Raw genomic sequence first — 21,085 nt, 5'->3', positions numbered from 1 at the left:
GGAGGTTATTATGAAAGTACTGGTTATTTGGCGTCTTTTGACGGTAGGGGGAGTTAACGCCGGTTGGAGAAATCGTGCGATTTACTTTAAACAACAAGGGATTTTTCCGGAATTTCTGTATACGACCGATCACGGTGGAAGACATATTATGGACGGTGTCGCCCCGGTTTATTTGACGAAAGACGAAAATAAAATCGTATCCATTATTCGAAATGGACACTATGACGCAATTATTGTAGTTGATACGGCAGATGCCTATCGTTGGCTGGAAAAGGCAGAATTTAGTGGGCCAGTGATTGTCGAGGCGCGTACACCGGAAATAAATAAGCTTATCCCCCATATTAAGGATTTTCGTTCGATTCGACCAGCCACAATAGTTGTTCCTTCCCTTTACCAAAAACGACTCGTTTCAATTCTTACGGAGAATATTCCTATTGAAGTGATTCATAACGGTATTGATACATCGTTTTTCCGGCCTATAGGCGGAACAGATATCGACCACAATACGCCCCCTAACGTAGCAGGGGATAAGAAAGTAATTGGCTGGATTGGTCGGATTGATAGGCGAAAAAACTGGAAACTGTTGCTGCGTATTGCTGATCTTATTAAAAAAGAGCGGAATGATATACAATTCTGGGTTATTGGCGGTGCACAAAGCGTGCAGCGGGAAAAATTTGCTGCACAGAGAATCGAAAAGCACCTTGAAGACATGGTAAGATGGTTTCCGGTAATCCCATATCAGGAAATGCCATATATGTATGCCAAAATTCGCGAAACCGGCGGTTGTACGCTTGCTACCACCCGGGGGGAATCATTCGGGAATACGTTCATCGAAGCGATGGCTTGCGGCGTACCAGTTGTTGCTCCAAAAGTTACTTCTCTTCCCGAGCTTGTCGTACACCGAAAAACTGGACGTCTTTTTCGTGAGGGGCATACACACGAGGCAATAAAGCATATATACCAAATCATAGATATGGGCCAAGTGAAGTATGAGAAGATGTCACATGCTGCCATCAGTCAGGTACGGGAGAGATTCGCCATGGAATGTATCGCGCCTCGCTATATTGAACTGTTACGAACGCTCGTTGGAGAGGTGAAGCATCCATGATTCAACCTGTGGCATATCAAAGAAAGGTGGATGGGAAATCAGGTGCTCATCTTATCACATTTGATGACGGACGCGACTATGTTGTCAAATTCCTTAAATCAGAATTTGAAAAGATGCTTGCTAATGAATGGATTGGCTACTGTTTGGCAAGGTTTATGCAGCTTCCGGTACCATTTGCACACATAGTGGAGATTCCTCCAGAATTTTATCGTAATATGCCCGATATAGGTTGCTTTGTTTATACAAAGCAGCAGTTTGCTTCTTTGTATATAGAGGATTGTAAAAATGGCTATACAGCTTCTAATATGAAGATGATTACTAATGCTGATTCGCTTGCCGGTATTATTCTATTGGATTACTGGCTATACAATCGTGATCGTACTCGGAAGAATATTTTGCTTCAGGAAGAGGCGGCAGGTGAATATAAATTATGGATGATTGATCAGTCGGAGATTCTAGGCTCCTATTCCTGGGTTCTTTCTGATCTTGAGACGCTGCCGGATACTCTCCTGCGAAGTGCCACCCACCAAATTATGGGGCGGTTTATTAGGGATGAATCGGCTTTCGAAAAGCATTTGCAAATTGCTGGAACCATCCCGCGACTTTTGCTGGAAGAAATCGTATCTTTAATTCCTGATGAATGGCGAGTATCTGTACAGGAAAGAGAGAAGCTAGTTGATTCCCTAGTTTCTCGCCGTGATCAACAGCTTCCACTAATGATGAAACGATTTATTGAGAATGTATACGAACCCCTTAAAAGAGGATGAAAATAAAAAGCCCAGCATGGTATCCTAGTATATAGACGGATGCCATGTCAGACTCGATTCTAAGATGAATTCAGACTAGTCATGTCGCTGTACTGCTTTTTTATCGCTATTTAAATTTTCGTTTTTTTTCATCACCTTCGTTAAATATCCTCCTTTAAAGGTGCGAGCTTCATAAGAAACAACAAATGCTTTTGGAGCTATTTCATTAATGATGGTTAGCAGCTCTTTTTCCCGTGTTCTCTTAGCCAGTACTTCTAAACGAGAGCGGCGGGCACTAATCCCCTCGGTCTCAAAAATGGTAACGCCAAACCCTGCTTTTCGTAGGGTATCAATTAATTCATAGTTTTTATCTAACAGGCTAACTTGATAAGTAACATAGCCAATCGCTAATTTTTTTTCAACTAAACCGCCTATATAAAGTCCACATCCAAACCCTAATGCATAGGCTGCTATATTGATGATGCGGGACATATCAGAGAAAACAATGCCTAGACTTAAAACGTTGATAACTGCTTCTAAAACACCTATGGCAGACGCCTTCTTTGTCTCATTTTTAACAAGAAGAATGGTACGAAGCGTAACGATTGGCATTAATATGAGCTGCATGCCAAAAATAAGCAAGGCTGTTAACAAGGTAAATCACCTCCTGCCTGTTAATGAACTTTTTATTCTATACCTCGATCAAGGCACTTATAAAAATGCAGCTATCAACTTGGGACTAAATCGTGTGCCAATAAATCAAAAAACCTGACATGACATCCTGTATGAAAAAGGATGTATGTCAGGTTTTTTCTATGCATCATTCGTAAGACCCGTTAATTCTTTGGCCCGCATCAGCTTTGTCATTCCTTGCAATACAAGACGATTGGAAAAGTCGCCTTCTTTCTTCATCATTTCAAGGGAGCTTGGTTCGTTATCATGCAGAAAACTCATTAAGTATTCCATTGTTTTTGTTTTTGAGGAATACGCGATAGAAAGCTTGCTCTTTGATTCAGTAAGAAGCATGGATATATTATCTGGTAAGCCAGCCGGCACATGCAATTTGTTATATGCACGTTGTATGGCCTCACACTCTTTTCTGGCATTATTGGCTGCTTCGTATGCATCCGAGAGACTTACTTGTCCATTACTGAATTTTTCAGCAACAATATTGTATTTTTCACCAACGGCTAAGGCTGTTTTTTCGATTTCATATATTTCCTGCTCGAACTGTAAAACCAGCTTTTGATGTTTATTATTGTTGGCTTCTTGTTCAGGCTTTTCAGTAGGTGTTATTTTTTCTTTAACTTGTGTACTGCTTGCTGGTGCGGCTATTGACTCTATAACATTTTTTTTCTGCTTATTTCCTCCTATATATCCAATAGCTGCAAGTAAAGCCAAAGATAAAAACCAAACCCACCACTTTTTATAAAATGGTTTTCTCACAATGAAAAAATTCCCCTTTCAAAGTATAAATAAGTAAAGTGACAAAGATAATGTAAGTAATTTTATTAAAATGATACAATGTGGATATAAATACCATATAAGTAAAGTATAATGTAAATGATTGCTTTAGATACAGTGTTTTTATACACATCTATTTTGATATATCGGTGTTTTTTTAGTGATTGGAAGCGAAAAAAAAGAAGTATTTGATATTTTTGATTCTATAAGCACGTGCCTAATGATGCGGTTTTTACAAGATGTCTATTGAGGGAATAAGATAAATGTCATACATAAAAGAAAAATATGATAAAATAGTTATATTATAAAAAGAGAAAAAAACGGAATCGTGTGGCATTTATGCTCAAGGATATAGAATAGCCTGAAACATATAAAGGGGAGAAGAGATATGAACTATACAGTAGAAAATCAGATGGAAGACTATCAGGAACGAACGCAAAGTGGGAGACCTAACGTATTCGAACATATAACAGAAGCGGAACTGGAAATGCGTAAACGCTTTCTCAATCTCACACCTTCTCGTTTGAGGCTCCTGGCTGAAAGTAAGCCGTTGATAGGGGAGCTTGCGCAGGAACTGGTAGAAGTATTCTACAAGAAACTGATGGCGAACGACGAGCTACAGAACATTATCCAGGAGAATTCCACAGTAGAGAGGCTGGGTAAAACGTTTGTTAAGTATTGTGAAAGTTTGGCTACGGATCAGGTAGATCTAGACTATGTGAAGAATCGGATGCGGATAGGCGATGTTCATAACAAGGTTCGTCTTTTGCCTAGCTGGTATATTGCCGCAAATCAGGTGATTATAGAGTTCTTTATTCAACGTATAACGGAGAAATATGCCCGCCATGATCTAGCTAAGGGGATTGAACTGACTACGGCGTTATCAGGTTTGATTAATCTTGACACCCAAATTATCATGGAATCATATATTGCTATTTACATCAAGGATCGGATGCGTGTGCAGGAAGAGATTAAGCAGGTACAACGCAAGCTGGTAGAATCGGGTGAAACATTGGCTGCTACGGCAGAGCAAACAAGTTCGTCTGCAAGCGAGATGTTTTACGCGACAGAAAAGGTATATGAAGATGCGCAGCGGATTGAAGCGAGCTCCGAGAATATCGTAGTACATGCAACAACAGGAGAGGAAATTATCGATAGAACATTCGAAACGATGGAGAGGATCGAGACGTTCTTCAAGGGTGTACAGGAAAAAATTCTAAAGTTAAGCGAAAGCTCTAATCAGATCGAGTCTATCATCGAATTTATCCAGAAAATATCTAAAATGACCAATATTTTAGCCCTCAATGCAGCTATTGAAGCTTCGCGTGCTGGCGGAGAGCATGGGCGTAGCTTCATGGTAGTGGCAAACGAAGTAAAGAAACTGGCTGATGATACGAGTAAAGCATTAACCGAAATTTCCGAACTGGTGCAGGTTTCACAGACAGATGTACAGGATGTGGTACGTTCGCTGAATGGAACGACTGATATGGTAGAGACGGGAACCAACCATGCTTCTAAAGCAAAAGCCAGCTTTCAGGATATCATGAAGGCGATTTCTGAATCGCTTTCCGGTATAAAGAAGGTAACCGCCGACATTAAGAATCTGGAGATGGTCTCACAGGAAATGCGCGATGCTTCCAGCAATGTTGCTGAACTGGCGGGTGAGTTAGCGGAGATTAGTCGTGAGATTAACCGTAAAATTAATCAGGCGTAAGCAGGCAGATGCAATGATGATGAAAAAACAGTCCTGAGCGTCAGGACTGTTTTTTTATTAGGAAATTTACGTTTTTCTGTCTGGATTTTGTGGCTCTGATGAATCCTCCAGTATTCCCTTTGTAGAGTGTCGGAATTCGCGCAGTGCATCGCCTGCACCACGACCAATTTGTGGTAGCTTCTGCGGACCAAAAACAATAAGCGCAATCACAAGAATAAGAATCAGACCGGGAATGCCGATATTGCTTATCATGCAAGTGAACCGCCTTTTTGATGATACTTGATAATGCCTTCAGCAGCACGATAAGCCAAAGCCCCTACCGTTCCGGTAGGGTTATAGCCGCTATTATGCGGAAAAGCGGAAGCGCCTATCACGAATACGTTTTCTGCATCCCACATCTGTAGGTAATTGTTTACGGCTGATGTATCCGGGTTATTTCCCATAATGACTCCGCCGGTATTGTGTGTGGATTGATATGGCATAATATCGTAAGGTCCCAGGTTTATGTTAATGTCAACTCGGTTTGCACCCATTTCCTTGAGAATGTCCCCGCATTTTGTAGCAAGAAACTTGGCCAGCTGGCGGTCCTGCTCTTCAAAATCAAATGTCATGCGAATGAGCGGATCTCCAAAGACATCCTTGTATACTGAATCGAGATCCAGGTAATGATGTCTGAAAGGCATTGAGGAACCTTGACCAGCAACGGTTAATGTCCGATTAGCGTATTTAACGGATTGGGCTTTAAATTCTTTTCCCCAGCTTGGCGTCCCTTTCGGAACCGGATTATTGGCGATAGGTCTAAGCCCAGTTTGGGTCATGGCGATGTTGCCACCATGAATAAAGTTTACGTTAGAATGATCAAAGTTATCTCCGTTGTAATCATCCAAGCATGCCCCAAGGGCGCCAGCACCAGCGAAAGTATTGAATTCTTTATTATCAAAAAAACCTATGGCGCTACCTCTCATAACCTGATAGGCATAGTTTTTGCCGATGACACCTTTCCCGGTTGACGGATCATATGGACGGCCTAACTTCGAATTTAATAACAGGCGTACATTATTGAATACATAGCTTGTAACAACAACGATATCGGCCGGCTGTTCAATTTCCTCTCCGGTCGTTACATCCGTATACATAACTCCGGTGGCTTTTCCGCCTTTATGCAAAATACGACGAACATAGGAGTGGGTTCGAATCTCGAAGTTACCGGTTTTTTTTGCAACAGGGATAACAGTAACAACCGGGTCGGCCTTAGCTCCATATTCGCATCCGAAGCGTTCGCAATAGCCGCAATATTGACACGCCGCACGTGCCACTCCGTCTGGATTGGTATATGCCTGGGATAGATTGGCAGAAGGTAGAATATAAGGGTGAAGCTTCATTTTTTTAGCTGCGTCAATGAACATTTTCATAGATGGCGTCGTTTTCATCGGAGGATTAGGATATTTGTCAGAACGTTTGCCTGCTAGTGGGTTTTCTTCTCCGGAGATGCCGGCTGTTTTCTCGAATTTATCGAAGTATGGTTCAAGCTCTTCGTATGTAATACCCCAGTCCTGTATAGACATGCCGTCAGGAATTTTATTTTTTCCATAGCGTTCTATTGTTTTGCTTTTAATCTGGAAGTCGTAGGGAAGAAAACGATAGTTTTGACCGTTCCAGTGAACTCCCGCACCGCCAATACCATCCCCGATTAAAAAGGAACCGTATTGCCTCATAGGAAGGGCACGAATTCGTTCGTTGCTGCGAAATGTAATGGTCTCTTTAGAAAGATCTTGCATCAATTCATAGCGATAAGCATAACGAAGCTCGTCGTGCACCATCAGATAATCTTCCGTTTTGCGTTCCTTGCCGCGCTCCAGCCCTACCACTTTCATTCCCTTTTTTGTCAGCTCTGAAGCAATAATTCCACCGCCCCAGCCTACGCCTACAATAACGACGTCAACCTTCGGTAATTTTTTCATTTTTTCACCTTTCTTTGACTTAATGGAGATGGTCTTTCAAGCTTTTTGGCGGCATTTTTGCGAATTCATCTTTGTCGATGATTTGCATATACGCCATCTGGTTGCCGGGATAGTTTTTGAGTTTCCACCCGTCCATATTTTTATTCCCGCCATACAACGGGTCTGCATACGCGCCCTCAATCGTAGCGCTTCTCAATATGCGGAAAAATCCGCTGGGCGAGATAGTCGTTAATTTCACCTCGTCCTTCTCAAATGCAGTGAGTACGGCATCCTGCTGTTCCGGTGTCAAATCAACGAAACCTTTCTTATACTTACTTTGGCTGTAATTCTGCATTTCTTGTAATGCAATATCAAAAATTTCTCTTCGTTTTAAACGTCCTTGATAACCTTGTACAGCTTCCCCTTTATAAAAAGGAGGCTGCATATAATCTCGGGCATTGAAGCCCCAATCACCGGCAAGCTGATGATCGATGAAAAAAGCGACACCGAGAGCTTTTGCTCCTGGACCGCTATCGTCAGCAGGAAAAATTCGTTCAGTCGCGGCTTCCACGATACGGAATTGATCCTGTTTAAAATACATTAACGCCTGATTGTAATCAGAGGGAGCAGATGTTGGTTGCTCCGGATTGGCTAAAGGCGGTTTTTTTCCTCCAACATTTAATAAGCTTCCGATAACTCCGCCTGCAAGTACGCCTCCAAGTACGTATCCGGATTTTTTCAGGAAGTTTCGTCGCGATACGGATACATCTGTTTTTTCCTTTGCCCTGCCTTCTGTTTTCTCGTCGTTAGACAATCTATTTACCTCCTGTCCTATATGTCTATTATCTTTTTGTACAAAGGTGGTAACTATTAAACTTTCTTGCATGAAAATTTTGTTCGAGATTAAGAGAGCAACCCGTATTAGGAAGGAAAATAAAGGGAAAACTAAGCGTGCAGATAGATTAAAACATAAATTGGTAAGGACGGAGGATACAATAATGCAGAAAAATTGGATAAGCACAGGGGCTGTTGTGGTACTTGCGCTTATTATTCTTGCAGGATGCAATAATCAAGAAAATCAGAATGGAAATGTTGCACCTTCGACTGCAAATGCAAACGTACAAGGGCACGTTCATCCCGATAGCGGGAAGATTCAGATTCCCGGTTATAATGAAGATACGGGCAGAATAGAAGGATCAACAGTTAAAGCCAATAACTATGAAGGACATACTGTGCAAAATGCAGGTACATCCGTATATAGTACCATCGGAAGCTCAGGGCTTCATGAAGGAGGGATATCTGCGCATTTGCAGTCCAGATTAACTGGAGCGGGGATTGAAGGCATTAAAGTGCTAGTGCTTGACGATGCAGTAATTCTTGGAAGAGAGAAGAAACAAATCGTCTCCACAAGTTATGATCCAATGCAGAATAAAGTATTAAATAGTACATCAGGAACATCAGGTACAGGAACGGCGAATATGAGCCGCCCTCCAGAAGCGCTTCCTCCCGGTAAAGCAGGCGGAGAGAAGGTAAATGGAACATCGGGCACATCAGGAACATCGGGCGTGCCTGCATCAGATAACCTTGAAGCTGCCAGGGGACAAATTGCAGAGATGTTTGGAAATAATGTTCGAATCCTGACGGTAGAACGGAAGGAGGCAGTTGCTTCGATTGACCGCATAAAAAAAGAAATGCAAGCGACATCGCCTTCTCCCAAAAAGCTGGTTAAAGAAATTTCGTTGCTTATGAAGTATGCATCCGATAAAGCAAAATAAAGAAAAAGCGGGCTCCGATGAATTCGAAGTCCGCTTTTTTCTTTACGGCTTAATCCAATATGCACTGCAATCAGGATAGCGCTCCATAAAGCCATATTCAATTAAATAACGTCTAATCGTAACATAATCCGAATAGATTTGCTTCAGTATTTCATTTACTTCTTTCTCGGTATATTGTCGGTTTAGCTCAAAGCGCTGTGCAATGTGTTTCAGAATAGCTATCTTACGCTTTTCCTTCTTGGGAAACTCAGTTAGTGGCCCATTTTTTCCTTGTTTGAAGTAGGTATGCAGAATGGCTTCATGCTCTTCCTCTGTAATAGCAAAGCGTTCATCCACCATGACTGCACCACGAGGAATATTGATGAATTTGTTTGGCTTGGCTGTTCTTTCCTCCACCAGATCCATAATTGCCAGCATAATCTTGGCCTGTTTCGCTTTTTCCCTAAGTGTAAAGCGATGATTACGTATTGTAGATGTACTGCCTCCGCCCAGTTTTTTAACGATGTTGCTGTCGCTTATTCCTTCACGGAAGTAGCGGATAATAGCTTTCTGGTGCTCAGTAAGGCCTGTCAGCTTCTTATCTAAGCTAAGCAGGAAGTCGAACGTAGAGCCGTGTTCATGTGTAATGTGTAGCTTGGTAAATTTCTCTGCCTCATACAGTATGTCTTCATAAGGATAAATTATGCCCTGATCAAAGCGCCGACCGCAGATTAGACAGATATATTGCTCAGTTTCCTCCTGATAAATATAGCCGTGTTTTATCTCTTCCAATGAGGCGTTCCAAAACAGTTCGGAGATTCCTTGCATAGAAACAATTCCCTTCATTGTTTGTATATTTTATAGACATAATACCACTGCGTTTGAGAAGCTACAACTTTTTCGTTGAATTAAGTCAAACGTAGGGGCATAGCGTCCTTATTAGAGCAGACGGAATCTTGAAATGTCTATAAATAAATGCTTGTGAAGGTATGATTGTATGCTTGGCAGAGATAAAGTAGAAACAGGGGAGCAAGGAAACCGCCTGCCGGTAAGCGTATAAAGCGAGATTTCATGCAATCAGCCGGGGGTTCGTTTGTCTTTATCCTGAACTGTTGGGAAGTTTTACCTTATTGTTTTTTGTCCTGCACGCCCGTATCACGGTAGTTTATCTCGTCTTGTTCGATTTCATCCACTAGATTTGAAGTGGTTGGCGTTTTTTCCATTTGGTTAATGAGCGTATGCACATCCTGGATATCTTGCTTCTTTTTATTTTTCTGGGCCATTGTTTTCATCTCCTTGCATTGAGAAGTTTTGGCGGGAATTCCGCTTCATCCTTTTTAACGTGCGAAAACTGCCGATAATTTATGCATATAAACGATCCATATATATAGGAAAGAATTAGAGAGGAAAATGATTCGGTACCGAACGAATAACATGCATGCAGGCATGGAATCAAGGCTGAATAAAAAAGTAAAGATCATCTCTTGCTTTTTAAACTTGTATACGATAGAATATTCAAGGTCTGAGTCATTATTTAAAAATGATGCAGAATGAGAAAAACCTTGCATTCAACCTATATTTTCGATATAATGTTGAATGTTGGTTTGATGAACGCGATGACGCGGGAGGTTGCTGACACACCAGGCTCCGATGCCATGGCCTGGCGGTCGGGTTTTTCCGCTGAGAATTGTCTGTTTATCAAAATAGGCGACAAAGGAGGGACTAAAATGGCAAAACAAAAAATTCGTATCCGCTTGAAAGCATACGATCACAGAATTCTTGACCAGTCCGCAGAGAAGATTGTTGATACTGCGAAACGTTCCGGTGCAGAGGTGTCCGGCCCGATTCCGCTTCCGACTGAGCGCAACGTCTTCACAATTCTGCGTGCGGTGCACAAATACAAGGATTCCCGTGAGCAGTTCGAGATGCGTACACATAAGCGCTTAATCGACATTGTGAATCCGACACCACAAACGGTTGATTCGCTGATGCGTTTGGACCTGCCGTCCGGTGTGGACATTGAAATCAAACTGTAAGTTTGAATCAACATACTAATGACAATAAATGAACGTACTAAATACATGAATTTGATTACTCAATAGGAGGTGGCTATCATGACCAAAGGAATCTTAGGTAAAAAAATTGGGATGACCCAAGTTTTTACTGCTGAAGGTATCGTAGTTCCAGTAACTGTTATCGAAGCAGGTCCTTGCGTGGTTCTTCAAAAGAAAGATCAAACCACTGATGGATATGAAGCAATTCAAATTGGTTTCGCTGACAAGAAAGAAGTGCGTGCTAATAAGCCTGAAAAAGGCCATGCAGCAAAAGCTAATACAACACCTAAGCGCTTCGTTCGTGAACTTCGTAATGTTGATTTAGCTGGATACGAAGTAGGTCAAGAGTTAAAAGCTGATATTTTTGCAGAGGGAGACGTTGTTGACGTAACCGGAACATCGAAGGGTAAAGGTTTCGCCGGTGCTATCAAACGTCATGGTCAAGCTCGTGGACCAATGGCTCACGGTTCCCGTTACCATCGCCGTCCGGGTTCTATGGGTCCGGTTGCTGCAAACCGTGTACCGAAAGGCAAAGCTTTGCCTGGACGTATGGGCGGAGAAAAAATAACAGTGCAAAACCTTGAAGTTGTTTCTGTTGATACAGAACGCAACTTGCTGTTGATTAAAGGCGCTATCCCAGGCCCTAAAAATAGCTTCGTAGTTGTAAAATCTGCGATTAAAGGCAGCAAATAAGCAGGAAAGGAGGACTCGCAATGCCTAAAGTAACACTTTTCAATCAAGCAGGCTCTCAAGTAGGTGAAATCGAACTGTCCGAGGCAGTATTCGGTATCGAACCGAACGAAGCAGTGCTTGCCGATGCAATTATCATGCAGCAAGCTTCCCGTCGTGCTGGTACGCATGCTGTGAAAAATCGCTCTGCGGTAAGAGGCGGTGGCCGTAAGCCTTGGAGACAAAAAGGAACAGGACGTGCTCGTCAAGGTAGCATTCGCTCCCCGCAATGGGTAGGCGGTGGTGTGGTTTTCGGACCAACTCCTCGCAGCTATTCTTACAAGCTTCCTAAAAAAGTTCGTCGTCTGGCGATCAAATCCGCTCTTTCTACTAAAGTAAAGAACGAGGAAATCGTAGTATTGGACGCTCTGAACTTCGATGCACCAAAAACCAAAGAAATGGTGAAAGTGCTCGGAAATCTGAAAGTGGACAACAAAGTGCTTGTTGTAACAGGTGACTATAATGACAATGTAGCGCTGTCCGCTCGCAACATTCCTGGCGTGAAGTTTGTTTCCGCTAATGGAATCAACGTTCTTGATGTTCTGCATCATGACAAGTTGCTGATTACGCAGGATGCAGTCGCAAAAGTTGAGGAGGTGCTTGTATAATGAAAGATCCTCGCGATATTATCAAGCGCCCGGTTATTACCGAACGTACTGCTGATATGATGGGCAGCAACAAATACGTATTCGAAGTTGATTTACGTGCGAATAAAACGGAAATCAAAGATGCGGTTCAACGCATTTTTGACGTGAAAGTCGTAAATGTAAATACAATGCGTGTTAAAGGTAAGCCGAAGCGCGTAGGTAAATATTTCGGTAAACGTTCTGACTGGAAAAAAGCTATCGTTCAGCTGAGCGAAGATAGTAAAGCTCTTGAGTTCTTTGAAGGTGTTTAATTCGTAAGACAGAGCGAAGGAGGGAAAACAAATGGCAATTAAAAAGTACAAACCGACTTCTCCTGGTCGCCGTCAAATGACTGTGTCTACTTTTGAAGAGATTACGACTTCCACACCGGAAAAATCTCTGCTTGCGCCGAAGCACAAAAAAGCCGGCCGCAATAACCAAGGTAAAATCACAGTTCGTCATCATGGTGGCGGTCATAAACAGAAGTATCGTATTATCGACTTCAAACGTAATAAAGACGGTATTCCAGGTCGTGTTGCTACAATCGAGTACGATCCGAACCGTTCAGCTAACATCGCGCTGATTAACTACGCTGATGGTGAGAAGCGCTACATCCTGGCTCCGAATGGTCTGCAAGTGGGCATGACTGTTGTATCGGGTGCGGATGCTGATATTAAAGTAGGTAATGCACTGCCGCTGGCTAACATTCCAGTAGGTACGGTTATCCACAATATCGAACTGAAAGCAGGCAAAGGTGGCCAGCTTGTTCGTTCCGCTGGTACAGAAGCTCAGCTTCTCGGTCGTGATGGCGATTATGCAATCGTTCGTCTGGCTTCAGGCGAGACTCGCATGATTCGTAAAGAGTGCCGTGCAACAATCGGTCAAGTAGGTAATGGAGAACACGAACTTATCACTATCGGTAAAGCAGGTCGTTCTCGCTGGTTAGGCAAGCGCCCGACAGTTCGTGGTTCTGTAATGAACCCGAATGATCACCCACACGGTGGTGGTGAAGGTCGCGCTCCAATCGGACGTAGCGGTCCTCTTACTCCTTGGGGTAAACCGACGCTTGGTGCAAAAACTCGCAAGAAAAACAAACAATCTAGCAAGTATATTGTTCGCAGCCGTAAGAAAAAGTAATGCTGCTTAACTAAGGTGCGGTTGCAAGGCACCGCACTTCTATTACGAAGGGAGGTTCGTTCATGGGACGCAGCTTAAAAAAGGGACCTTTTGTTGATGATCATTTAATGAAAAAGGTCGAAGAGCAAAACGAAAAAGGCGACAAAAAGGTAATCAAAACTTGGTCTCGTCGCTCTACAATCTTCCCGGACTTCGTTGGTCACACATTTGCAGTGTACGACGGACGTAAACACGTACCTGTATATGTAACCGAGGATATGGTCGGACACAAGCTTGGAGAATTCGCTCCAACCCGTACCTTCAAAGGTCACGTTGATACCGACAAGAAAACAAGAAGATAATTGATACGTTGAAGTAAGAGAGGGGGTTACTCAAATGGAAGCGAAAGCGGTAGCTCGTAATATTCGTATTGCTCCCCGCAAAATGCGTCTGGTAGTTGACTTAATCCGCGGCAAGCAAGTAGGCGAAGCGATTGCAATCCTGAAGCACACGCCGAAAGCATCATCTCCAGTTGTTGAGAAGGTTTTAATGTCAGCTATTGCGAATGCGGAGCACAACATGAACCTGGATGCTAATAACCTCGTTATTAGCAAAGTATTTGTTGATGAAGGTCCGACATTGAAACGTTTCCGCCCTCGCGCAATGGGTCGTGCGAGCCGGATTAACAAGCGTACAAGTCACGTTACAGTAATTTTATCTGAGAAATAAGGAGGGATAGCGAGTGGGTCAAAAAGTTAGCCCGGTAGGACTTCGGGTTGGCATTATCCGTGACTGGGAATCCAAATGGTTCGCAGAGAAAGATTATGCTGATCTATTACACGAAGATCTGAAGGTACGTGAATATGTGAAAACCAAGTTGAAAGACGCTTCTGTTTCCACCGTTGAAATTGAGCGTGCTGCCAACCGTCTGAATATTTCTATCCACACTGCTAAGCCAGGTATGGTAATTGGTAAAGGTGGTAGTGAAGTTGAAAAGCTTCGCAAAGCATTGTCTGCCCTTACTGGCAAGAAAGTGCACATCAACATCAATGAAATCAAAAATCCAGATATGGATGCAAACCTTGTTGCACAAAGCATCGCGCGTCAATTGGAAAACCGTATTTCTTTCCGTCGTGCGCAAAAGCAAGCTCTGCAGCGCTCAATGCGTGCAGGCGCTCAAGGTATCAAAACAATGGTAAGCGGACGCCTGGGTGGCGCGGATATCGCTCGTTCTGAAGGATACAGCGAAGGTACAGTTCCGCTGCACACATTGCGCGCTGACATCGACTACGGTACAGCTGAAGCTGATACAACGTACGGAAAAATCGGTGTTAAAGTATGGATTTATCGCGGAGAAGTTCTTCCTCAAGCGAAGAAGAGAACTGAAGAGGAAGGAGGCCAATAATCATGTTGATCCCTAAACGCGTAAAACACCGCAAGCAGCATCGCGGAAAAATGAGAGGGCAAGCAAAAGGCGGTACTCAAGTAACGTTCGGTGAATATGGCCTTCAAGCTTTAGAAGCCTCTTGGATAACAAACCGTCAAATCGAAGCCGCTCGTATTGCGATGACTCGTTACATCAAACGTGGCGGTAAAGTATGGATTAAAATTTTCCCGGACAAACCGGTTACTGCGAAGCCGCTTGAAGTACGGATGGGTTCCGGTAAAGGTTCTGTTGAGAGCTGGGTAGCAATCGTGAAACCTGGAAAGGTTATGTTTGAGCTGGCAGGTGTACCTGAAGAGGTAGCACGTGAAGCAATGCGTCTGGCTATGCATAAGCTTCCGGTTAAATGTAAGTTTGTAAAACGGGAAGAATTGGGTGGTGACGCAAATGAAAGCTAATGAAATTCGCAACCTAACCACTGCCGAAATCGAACAAAAAGTAACTTCCTTGAAAGAGGAGCTTTTTAACCTCCGTTTTCAATTAGCGACTGGTCAATTAGAAAACCCTGCACGTATCCGTCAAGTACGTAAAGATATCGCAAAAGCAAAAACGATTCTGCGTGAACGTGAATTAGGCATTAGCTAATAGATTAGAGAGGAGGTCGCAAACATGGCAGAAGAACGCAACGCACGTAAAGTGGTTCTTGGTCGAGTTGTTTCCGACAAAATGGACAAAACAATTGTTGTTCTGGTCGAAACATACAAAAAACACCCGCTGTACGGAAAGCGCGTGAAATATTCCAAGAAATTCAAAGCTCATGATGAGCAAAACACTGCAAAAATCGGCGATCTGGTAAAAATCATGGAAACTCGTCCGTTGTCCAAAGACAAGCGCTGGAGACTTGTTGAAGTGGTTGAGAAAGCCGTTATTATCTAAAGTAAAATGAATGCTTAGTTACATCTGAAGGGAGGGACTCTCCGTGATCCAAACTCAATCTCGTTTGCGTGTAGCCGATAACTCCGGTGCAAAAGAATTAATGTGCATTAAAGTATTGGGCGGTTCCGGCCGTAAATTCGCTAACATTGGTGATGTTATTGTTTGCTCGGTAAAACAAGCAACACCAGGTGGCGTTGTTAAGAAAGGCGATGTAGTGAAAGCTGTAATCGTTCGTTCTAAGAGCGGTGCTCGCCGTAAAGACGGTTCTTACATTCGCTTCGATGAAAATGCAGCAGTTATCGTTCGTGATGATAAAGGCCCGCGCGGAACTCGTATTTTCGGACCGGTTGCCCGGGAACTTCGTGACAGAGACTTCATGAAAATCGTTTCTCTGGCTCCTGAAGTACTGTAAATCCTGCTTACAAAGGCATTAAGTTAAACATAAGGAGGTGCCGTCATGTCCGAACAAAAGAAAATGCATGTAAAATCCGGTGACAACGTAGTTGTTATCAGCGGTAAAGATAAAGGCAAGAAAGGACGCATTCTCGCTGCTTACCCGAAAACAGGCCGAGTGCTTGTGGAAGGCGTAAACATGGTGAAGAAGCATACTCGTCCGAACGCTAGCAACCCGCAGGGCGGTATTGTTACACAAGAAGCTTCTATTCATGCTTCCAACGTAATGATCGTAGACCCGAAAACGGGCGAACCGACTCGTATCGGTTCTAAAATTGTAGACGGAAAGAAAGTACGTATCGCAAAAAAATCTGGCGAAGTATTGGATAAGTAGTCAGGTCGGAAAGGAGGTCATCTAAATGGCTGCAAGAATGGTAGAGCAATATAAAGAGAAGATTTCTCCTGCGTTGATGCAGAAGTTCGGATATAAGTCTGTCATGCAGGTTCCGAAAATAGAAAAAGTTGTTATTAACATGGGTTTGGGTGAAGCGGTATCTAACCCGAAAATCCTGGATAGCGCGGTTCGCGATCTGGAGATCATCGCTGGTCAGAAGCCGGTTGTTACTCGTGCGAAGAAGTCCATCGCCGGTTTCCGCCTTCGCGAAGGCATGCCAATCGGTGCGAAAGTAACCTTGCGCGGTGAGCGCATGTATCATTTCCTGGATAAATTATTCAATATCTCTCTTCCACGCGTACGTGACTTCCGCGGTATTTCCAACAAAGCGTTTGATGGACGTGGAAACTACACGCTTGGTTTGAAAGAGCAATTGATTTTCCCGGAAATCGAGTACGATAAAGTGGATGCTATCCGCGGAATGGATATCGTAATCGTAACAACGGCACAAACGGACGAAGAAGGCCGCGAACTTTTGACTCAATTGGGCGCTCCTTTCGCCAAGTAATTTCGGATTCCTATACGATAAGGAGGGAAACACGTGGCTAAAAAATCAATGATCGTGAAACAGCAACGTAAGCCGAAGTTTAAAGTGCAGGCCTACACACGCTGCGAACGTTGTGGTCGTCCGCATTCTGTGTATCGCAAATTTAAACTTTGCCGCATTTGTATTCGCGACTTAGCATACCAAGGCCAACTGCCTGGAGTGAAGAAAGCAAGCTGGTAATCCCGTAGAATGGGAAGGAGGTTAAACATATGGTAATGACAGATCCAATTGCAGATATGCTTACACGTATTCGCAATGCCAATATGGTACGTCATGAGAAGTTGGAAGTGCCTGCTTCCAAAATCAAGCACGCAATCGCGAACCTTTTGAAAGAAGAAGGCTTCGTACGTGACGTAGAGTACGTAGAAGATAACAAACAAGGCATTCTCCGTATCTTCCTGAAATACGGTGCGGATAATGAACGTGTCATCAACGGTCTGAAACGCATCAGCAAGCCTGGCTTGCGCGTTTACGCTAGCAAAGGCGAGGTTCCTCGTGTTCTGGGCGGATTAGGAATCGCCGTTCTTTCTACTTCAAAAGGCGTTATGACTGATAAACAAGCTCGTCAGCAGCAAGTAGGCGGCGAAGTAATTGCATACGTTTGGTAATACATTCGACGACGAATGGAGGTGTAACGAATGTCCCGTATTGGTAAAAAACCGATCGCTATTCCTGAAGGAGTAGACGTGAAGCTTGATGGAACAGTATTGACCGTTAAAGGTCCGAAGGGTACGCTGACTCGTACGCTTCATGAGGAAGTAACTGTGAAAGTGGAGGGTAACGAAATTAGCGTTGAGCGCCCTTCCGATCACAAATTGCACCGCGCTCTGCACGGTACAACTCGCAGCATTATCGCCAACATGGTGGAAGGCGTAACGAACGGATTCTCTAAAACGCTTGAACTCGTTGGTGTAGGTTACCGTGCTACTAAAAGTGGTAGCAACCTAACACTGAATGTTGGTTATTCTCATCCAGTGGAAATCACTCCGGAACAAGGCATTGAATTCGAAGTTCCGGCTCAAACGCAAATTATTGTCAAAGGTATTGACAAAGAGCGCGTAGGCCAAGTTGCTTCTGAAATTCGTGCGGTACGTAGACCTGAGCCTTATAAAGGTAAAGGTATTCGCTACCAAGGCGAACGCGTACGTCGTAAAGAAGGTAAAACTGGTAAGAAGTAATCGCTAAGGCGTATGTAAGAAAGGAGTGAATCACGTGATCTCGAAACAAGACAAAAACAAGGCACGGAAGAAAAGACACCTTCGGGTTCGTAAGAAAATTTCCGGTACTGCTCAAGCTCCTCGCTTGAACGTATACCGTTCTTCTAAGCATATTTATGCTCAGTTAATTGATGATGTAGCGGGCGTGACAATCGTTTCTGCTTCTACTGTTGATCCTGAGCTGAAAGATCAAGTGAGCCATGGTGGCAACCAAGAAGCTGCTGCTAAAGTTGGCGAATTGATCGCAAAACGCGGTATCGAAAAAGGCGTAAAAGAAGTCGTGTTCGACCGCGGTGGTTACCTGTACCACGGACGTATTAAAACTCTTGCAGATGCTGCGCGCGAAGCTGGCCTGCAATTCTAATTGAACGAAATTCCTTACACAAGGAGGGAAAATTTCATGCGTATTGACGCTTCGAACCTGGAGCTGGAAGAAAGAGTTGTCGCCATCAACCGCGTTGCGAAAGTTGTTAAGGGCGGACGCCGTTTCAGCTTCAGTGCTCTAGTAGTCGTTGGCGATAAGAACGGGCATGTAGGTACTGGCATGGGTAAAGCTCAAGAGGTACCGGATGCAATCCGTAAAGCCATCGAAGATGCAAAGAAAAACCTGATTAAAGTTCCTCTCGTGGGAACAACTCTGCCTCACGAAATCAACGGACGCTTTGGCGCCGGTAAAGTGTTCATGAAGCCTGCTGCAGAAGGTACCGGAGTTATCGCTGGTGGCCCGGTTCGTGCGGTACTTGAGCTTGCCGGTGTAGGCGACGTATTAAGTAAGTCTTTAGGCTCTAACAACCCGATTAACATGGTGAATGCTACGTTAGAAGGTTTAAGCCGTCTGAAAACTGCCGAGCAAGTTGCAAAACTGCGCGGTAAAACTGCGGAAGAGCTTTTAGGTTAGGAGGGGACTTGACTCATGGCAAAATTACAAATCACCCTCAAAAGAAGTCTAATCGGACGTACGCAAAACCAAAAAGCAACTGTAGCAGCTCTTGGTCTTCGTAAGCTTAACCACACAGTCGTTAAAGAAGACAATGCGGCTATGCGCGGCATGGTGGAAAAAGTGAAGCACATGGTTGAAGTAAAGGAAATCGCTGAGTAATAGATAACTTGCGTAAAGAGGAGGTGCAACGATGAAATTACACGAAATCAAACCTGCTGAAGGTTCCCGTCACACTCGTAAGCGTGTAGGTCGCGGTATTGGTTCTGGTAACGGAAAAACGGCCGGTCGTGGACATAAAGGTCAAAACGCCCGTTCCGGCGGCGGTGTTCGCCCTGGCTTTGAAGGGGGTCAAAACCCGCTGTATCGTCGTTTGCCGAAGCGCGGTTTTACAAACCCGAACCGCAAAGTGTATGCTGTAATTAATCTTGATAGACTGAACCAATTTGAAGAAGGCACAGTAGTAACACCTGAAGTACTTCTTGAAGTTGGTGTAATTAAAAATGCACGTGATGGCGTGAAGATTTTAGGGAATGGAGAACTTAACGTGAAGCTGACGGTTCAAGCCCAGAAGTTTTCTCAATCTGCAGTTGAGAAGATTGAAGCTCTTGGCGGAAAAACCGAGGTGATCTGATGTTCTCTACGATTGCCAATGTATTTAAGATTGCCGACTTGCGTCGAAAGGTTATTTTTACCCTTTTGATGCTTGTCGTCTTTCGAATTGGCAGCTTCGTTCCAGTGCCGAACATTAATGTATCGGTACTTGAACAGCTGTCACAGCAAAATAGCATCTTCGGACTCTTAAATACATTTTCGGGCGGTGCCCTGCAGAACTTCTCTATCTTTGCGATGGGGATTATGCCATACATCACCGCTTCGATTATTATGCAGCTATTGTCGATGGACGTTGTTCCGACATTTACCCAGTGGTCAAAAGAAGGCGATATTGGCCGTCGCAAAATTGCCCAGGTTACTCGTTATTTCACGATCGTACTGGGCTTGATTCAGGCAATCGGTCTTTCCATTAGTTTTAATAGAATGATGCCTGGACTAGTGAAGGATCCTTCTTTTACGACATATGCGATGGTTGCGATTGTACTGACCGCAGGAACTGCCTTTCTTATGTGGCTTGGAGAGCAAATCACAGAAAAAGGCATCGGAAACGGTATTTCTATCATTATCTTTGCAGGTATCGTAGCTGCGATTCCAAACGGTGCGAAACAGTTGTATGCCTCAGAGTTTATTGGCGCTGAGGATCAGATGTTCCTAAATATTGTTAAAGTATTGGGCATTCTGCTTGCGATCATTCTCATCATTGTGGGAATTGTTTTCATCCAGCAGGGAGCACGTAAGATTCCTGTGCAATATGCGAAACGCGTTGTAGGCAGAAAAATGTACGGTGGGCAGTCCACACACATTCCGTTGAAAGTAAACAGCGCCGGTGTTATTCCGGTAATCTTTGCTTTATCGCTGATTATTTTCCCTCCTACAATTGCTCAATTCTGGCCAGGGCATCCCGTTTCCAACTGGGTAATTCAAACGTTTAACATCCAGACGTTTAGTTCTCAGAACTGGATTGGCATGGTACTGTACGTTCTCCTTATTTTCGGATTTACGTATTTCTATGTACATGTGCAGGTTAATCCGACGCAGATGTCTGACAACATGAAAAAGAACGGCGGATATATCCCAGGCATACGTCCAGGAAATGAGACAGCCCAATTTATTACTCGAACGTTAAACCGAATTACTTTGGCAGGAGCAGCATTCTTGGCACTTGTATCCATTCTTCCGGTCTTCTTCTCAAAGGTGAGCGGACTGCCGCCTTCGATTCAGATTGGTGGAACGGCCATCCTTATTGTCATCGGAGTAGCACTGGATACAATGAAGCAAATCGAAAGCCAGCTTGTAAAGCGCCACTACAAAGGGTTTATTAAGTAATACAAAAGATAGGCTGTGAACTTAC

The 21,085-nt window shown here is 43.7% G+C and carries 33 protein-coding genes; 26 read left to right on the top strand and 7 right to left on the bottom strand.

Annotated elements, in window-relative coordinates:
- The first annotated feature begins 10 nt into the window (after nucleotides 1-10).
- Nucleotides 11-1,108: a glycosyltransferase family 4 protein gene (locus tag HMPREF0083_RS25060; protein ID WP_021624779.1), complete on the top strand. Its 1,098-nt coding sequence runs from the start codon at nucleotides 11-13 to the stop codon at nucleotides 1,106-1,108.
- Nucleotides 1,105-1,875 (top strand): HipA family kinase, encoded by a 771-nt coding sequence (locus HMPREF0083_RS25055; RefSeq protein ID WP_021624778.1) that lies wholly within the window; start codon nucleotides 1,105-1,107, stop codon nucleotides 1,873-1,875. Before HMPREF0083_RS25060 ends, HMPREF0083_RS25055 begins: the two co-directional genes overlap by 4 nt.
- Nucleotides 1,876-1,950: 75 nt before the next feature.
- Here the strand turns inward: HMPREF0083_RS25055 and HMPREF0083_RS25050 are convergent, their stop codons facing one another.
- The gene (locus tag HMPREF0083_RS25050; protein WP_051354798.1) at nucleotides 1,951-2,508 is read right to left on the bottom strand and encodes a DUF2179 domain-containing protein; all 558 of its coding nucleotides are present in this window, start codon (nucleotides 2,506-2,508) and stop codon (nucleotides 1,951-1,953) included.
- Nucleotides 2,509-2,667: 159 nt separating this feature from the next.
- Nucleotides 2,668-3,300 (bottom strand): hypothetical protein, encoded by a 633-nt coding sequence (locus HMPREF0083_RS25045; RefSeq protein ID WP_021624775.1) that lies wholly within the window; start codon nucleotides 3,298-3,300, stop codon nucleotides 2,668-2,670.
- A gap of 406 nt (nucleotides 3,301-3,706) precedes the next feature.
- Between HMPREF0083_RS25045 and HMPREF0083_RS25040 the strand changes: the two genes are divergently transcribed.
- A complete protein-coding gene (locus tag HMPREF0083_RS25040) occupies nucleotides 3,707-5,032 on the top strand; it encodes a globin-coupled sensor protein (protein WP_021624773.1) in 1,326 nt (441 codons plus the stop codon).
- A 66-nt stretch (nucleotides 5,033-5,098) separates the two neighbouring features.
- On the opposite strand, the gene tatA is transcribed toward HMPREF0083_RS25040, so the two are convergent.
- From tatA to HMPREF0083_RS25025, 3 genes are read right to left on the bottom strand one after another with little or no spacing between them, the layout of a single operon-like run.
- The gene (gene tatA, locus HMPREF0083_RS25035) at nucleotides 5,099-5,284 is read right to left on the bottom strand and encodes a twin-arginine translocase TatA/TatE family subunit (protein WP_021624772.1); all 186 of its coding nucleotides are present in this window, start codon (nucleotides 5,282-5,284) and stop codon (nucleotides 5,099-5,101) included.
- Nucleotides 5,281-6,993: a GMC family oxidoreductase gene (locus tag HMPREF0083_RS25030; protein WP_021624771.1), complete on the bottom strand. Its 1,713-nt coding sequence runs from the start codon at nucleotides 6,991-6,993 to the stop codon at nucleotides 5,281-5,283. Before HMPREF0083_RS25030 ends, tatA begins: the two co-directional genes overlap by 4 nt.
- A 19-nt stretch (nucleotides 6,994-7,012) precedes the next feature.
- Nucleotides 7,013-7,786 (bottom strand): gluconate 2-dehydrogenase subunit 3 family protein, encoded by a 774-nt coding sequence (locus HMPREF0083_RS25025; protein WP_040305037.1) that lies wholly within the window; start codon nucleotides 7,784-7,786, stop codon nucleotides 7,013-7,015.
- 184 nt (nucleotides 7,787-7,970) lie between these two features.
- Here HMPREF0083_RS25025 and HMPREF0083_RS26790 point away from each other — a divergent pair, with 184 nt between their 5' ends.
- On the top strand, nucleotides 7,971-8,747 hold the full coding sequence (locus HMPREF0083_RS26790) for a hypothetical protein (protein WP_148316066.1): 777 nt from the start codon (nucleotides 7,971-7,973) through the stop codon (nucleotides 8,745-8,747).
- 42 nt (nucleotides 8,748-8,789) lie between these two features.
- On the opposite strand, the gene HMPREF0083_RS25015 is transcribed toward HMPREF0083_RS26790, so the two are convergent.
- A complete protein-coding gene (locus HMPREF0083_RS25015; RefSeq protein WP_040305033.1) occupies nucleotides 8,790-9,554 on the bottom strand; it encodes a DUF2087 domain-containing protein in 765 nt (254 codons plus the stop codon).
- Between the two features lie 299 nt (nucleotides 9,555-9,853).
- Nucleotides 9,854-10,009: a hypothetical protein gene (locus HMPREF0083_RS28545; protein WP_155847253.1), complete on the bottom strand. Its 156-nt coding sequence runs from the start codon at nucleotides 10,007-10,009 to the stop codon at nucleotides 9,854-9,856.
- A gap of 444 nt (nucleotides 10,010-10,453) precedes the next feature.
- Here HMPREF0083_RS28545 and rpsJ point away from each other — a divergent pair, with 444 nt between their 5' ends.
- The 22 genes from rpsJ (at nucleotide 10,454) to secY (ending at nucleotide 21,060) form a co-directional block, all read left to right on the top strand.
- Nucleotides 10,454-10,762: a 30S ribosomal protein S10 gene (rpsJ, locus tag HMPREF0083_RS25010; RefSeq protein WP_040305031.1), complete on the top strand. Its 309-nt coding sequence runs from the start codon at nucleotides 10,454-10,456 to the stop codon at nucleotides 10,760-10,762.
- 78 nt (nucleotides 10,763-10,840) lie between these two features.
- Nucleotides 10,841-11,473 (top strand): 50S ribosomal protein L3, encoded by a 633-nt coding sequence (gene rplC, locus HMPREF0083_RS25005; protein WP_021624764.1) that lies wholly within the window; start codon nucleotides 10,841-10,843, stop codon nucleotides 11,471-11,473.
- Nucleotides 11,474-11,493: 20 nt separating this feature from the next.
- The gene (gene rplD, locus HMPREF0083_RS25000; RefSeq protein WP_021624763.1) at nucleotides 11,494-12,117 is read left to right on the top strand and encodes a 50S ribosomal protein L4; all 624 of its coding nucleotides are present in this window, start codon (nucleotides 11,494-11,496) and stop codon (nucleotides 12,115-12,117) included.
- The gene (gene rplW / locus HMPREF0083_RS24995; RefSeq protein WP_021624762.1) at nucleotides 12,117-12,407 is read left to right on the top strand and encodes a 50S ribosomal protein L23; all 291 of its coding nucleotides are present in this window, start codon (nucleotides 12,117-12,119) and stop codon (nucleotides 12,405-12,407) included. Before rplD ends, rplW begins: the two co-directional genes overlap by 1 nt.
- 31 nt (nucleotides 12,408-12,438) lie before the next feature.
- The gene (rplB, locus tag HMPREF0083_RS24990; RefSeq protein ID WP_021624761.1) at nucleotides 12,439-13,272 is read left to right on the top strand and encodes a 50S ribosomal protein L2; all 834 of its coding nucleotides are present in this window, start codon (nucleotides 12,439-12,441) and stop codon (nucleotides 13,270-13,272) included.
- Between the two features lie 62 nt (nucleotides 13,273-13,334).
- Nucleotides 13,335-13,613 (top strand): 30S ribosomal protein S19, encoded by a 279-nt coding sequence (rpsS, locus tag HMPREF0083_RS24985; protein WP_021624760.1) that lies wholly within the window; start codon nucleotides 13,335-13,337, stop codon nucleotides 13,611-13,613.
- 34 nt (nucleotides 13,614-13,647) lie between these two features.
- Entirely contained in the window at nucleotides 13,648-13,980 is a 333-nt protein-coding gene (gene rplV / locus HMPREF0083_RS24980) for a 50S ribosomal protein L22 (RefSeq protein WP_021624759.1), read from the top strand.
- Between the two features lie 13 nt (nucleotides 13,981-13,993).
- Entirely contained in the window at nucleotides 13,994-14,656 is a 663-nt protein-coding gene (gene rpsC / locus HMPREF0083_RS24975; protein WP_021624758.1) for a 30S ribosomal protein S3, read from the top strand.
- 2 nt (nucleotides 14,657-14,658) lie between these two features.
- Nucleotides 14,659-15,093: a 50S ribosomal protein L16 gene (rplP, locus tag HMPREF0083_RS24970; protein ID WP_021624757.1), complete on the top strand. Its 435-nt coding sequence runs from the start codon at nucleotides 14,659-14,661 to the stop codon at nucleotides 15,091-15,093.
- Nucleotides 15,083-15,280, top strand: a complete 198-nt coding sequence (gene rpmC / locus HMPREF0083_RS24965) for a 50S ribosomal protein L29 (RefSeq protein ID WP_021624756.1) — start codon at nucleotides 15,083-15,085, stop codon at nucleotides 15,278-15,280. The genes rplP and rpmC overlap by 11 nt, the downstream gene beginning before the upstream one ends.
- A gap of 24 nt (nucleotides 15,281-15,304) precedes the next feature.
- On the top strand, nucleotides 15,305-15,571 hold the full coding sequence (gene rpsQ, locus HMPREF0083_RS24960; RefSeq protein WP_021624755.1) for a 30S ribosomal protein S17: 267 nt from the start codon (nucleotides 15,305-15,307) through the stop codon (nucleotides 15,569-15,571).
- A 43-nt stretch (nucleotides 15,572-15,614) separates the two neighbouring features.
- The gene (rplN, locus tag HMPREF0083_RS24955; RefSeq protein ID WP_021624754.1) at nucleotides 15,615-15,983 is read left to right on the top strand and encodes a 50S ribosomal protein L14; all 369 of its coding nucleotides are present in this window, start codon (nucleotides 15,615-15,617) and stop codon (nucleotides 15,981-15,983) included.
- Nucleotides 15,984-16,046: 63 nt separating this feature from the next.
- Entirely contained in the window at nucleotides 16,047-16,358 is a 312-nt protein-coding gene (gene rplX / locus HMPREF0083_RS24950; RefSeq protein ID WP_040305054.1) for a 50S ribosomal protein L24, read from the top strand.
- Nucleotides 16,359-16,383: 25 nt separating this feature from the next.
- The gene (gene rplE / locus HMPREF0083_RS24945; protein WP_021624752.1) at nucleotides 16,384-16,926 is read left to right on the top strand and encodes a 50S ribosomal protein L5; all 543 of its coding nucleotides are present in this window, start codon (nucleotides 16,384-16,386) and stop codon (nucleotides 16,924-16,926) included.
- A gap of 33 nt (nucleotides 16,927-16,959) precedes the next feature.
- Nucleotides 16,960-17,145: a type Z 30S ribosomal protein S14 gene (locus tag HMPREF0083_RS24940; RefSeq protein WP_040305028.1), complete on the top strand. Its 186-nt coding sequence runs from the start codon at nucleotides 16,960-16,962 to the stop codon at nucleotides 17,143-17,145.
- A 29-nt stretch (nucleotides 17,146-17,174) separates the two neighbouring features.
- Complete coding sequence (gene rpsH, locus HMPREF0083_RS24935) at nucleotides 17,175-17,573, top strand: 30S ribosomal protein S8 (RefSeq protein ID WP_021624751.1); 399 nt, start codon at nucleotides 17,175-17,177, stop codon at nucleotides 17,571-17,573.
- Between the two features lie 30 nt (nucleotides 17,574-17,603).
- Nucleotides 17,604-18,143: a 50S ribosomal protein L6 gene (rplF, locus tag HMPREF0083_RS24930; RefSeq protein WP_021624750.1), complete on the top strand. Its 540-nt coding sequence runs from the start codon at nucleotides 17,604-17,606 to the stop codon at nucleotides 18,141-18,143.
- Nucleotides 18,144-18,177: 34 nt separating this feature from the next.
- On the top strand, nucleotides 18,178-18,546 hold the full coding sequence (rplR, locus tag HMPREF0083_RS24925; RefSeq protein ID WP_021624749.1) for a 50S ribosomal protein L18: 369 nt from the start codon (nucleotides 18,178-18,180) through the stop codon (nucleotides 18,544-18,546).
- A 36-nt stretch (nucleotides 18,547-18,582) separates the two neighbouring features.
- Nucleotides 18,583-19,080 carry a 30S ribosomal protein S5 gene (gene rpsE, locus HMPREF0083_RS24920; protein ID WP_021624748.1) on the top strand — a complete coding sequence of 166 codons (498 nt, stop codon included), beginning with the start codon at nucleotides 18,583-18,585 and terminating at the stop codon, nucleotides 19,078-19,080.
- A gap of 15 nt (nucleotides 19,081-19,095) precedes the next feature.
- Nucleotides 19,096-19,281 (top strand): 50S ribosomal protein L30, encoded by a 186-nt coding sequence (gene rpmD, locus HMPREF0083_RS24915; RefSeq protein WP_021624747.1) that lies wholly within the window; start codon nucleotides 19,096-19,098, stop codon nucleotides 19,279-19,281.
- 31 nt (nucleotides 19,282-19,312) lie between these two features.
- Entirely contained in the window at nucleotides 19,313-19,753 is a 441-nt protein-coding gene (rplO, locus tag HMPREF0083_RS24910) for a 50S ribosomal protein L15 (RefSeq protein WP_021624746.1), read from the top strand.
- Nucleotides 19,753-21,060: a preprotein translocase subunit SecY gene (gene secY / locus HMPREF0083_RS24905; RefSeq protein WP_021624745.1), complete on the top strand. Its 1,308-nt coding sequence runs from the start codon at nucleotides 19,753-19,755 to the stop codon at nucleotides 21,058-21,060. The genes rplO and secY overlap by 1 nt, the downstream gene beginning before the upstream one ends.
- The last annotated feature ends 25 nt before the right edge of the window (nucleotides 21,061-21,085 follow it).

The sequence above is a fragment of the Aneurinibacillus aneurinilyticus ATCC 12856 genome (assembly GCF_000466385.1).
Classification (GTDB): Bacteria; Bacillota; Bacilli; order Aneurinibacillales; family Aneurinibacillaceae; genus Aneurinibacillus; species Aneurinibacillus aneurinilyticus.
The sequence above is the reverse complement of the archived record's forward strand: the minus strand, read 5'-3'. Positions and strand labels throughout refer to the sequence as shown.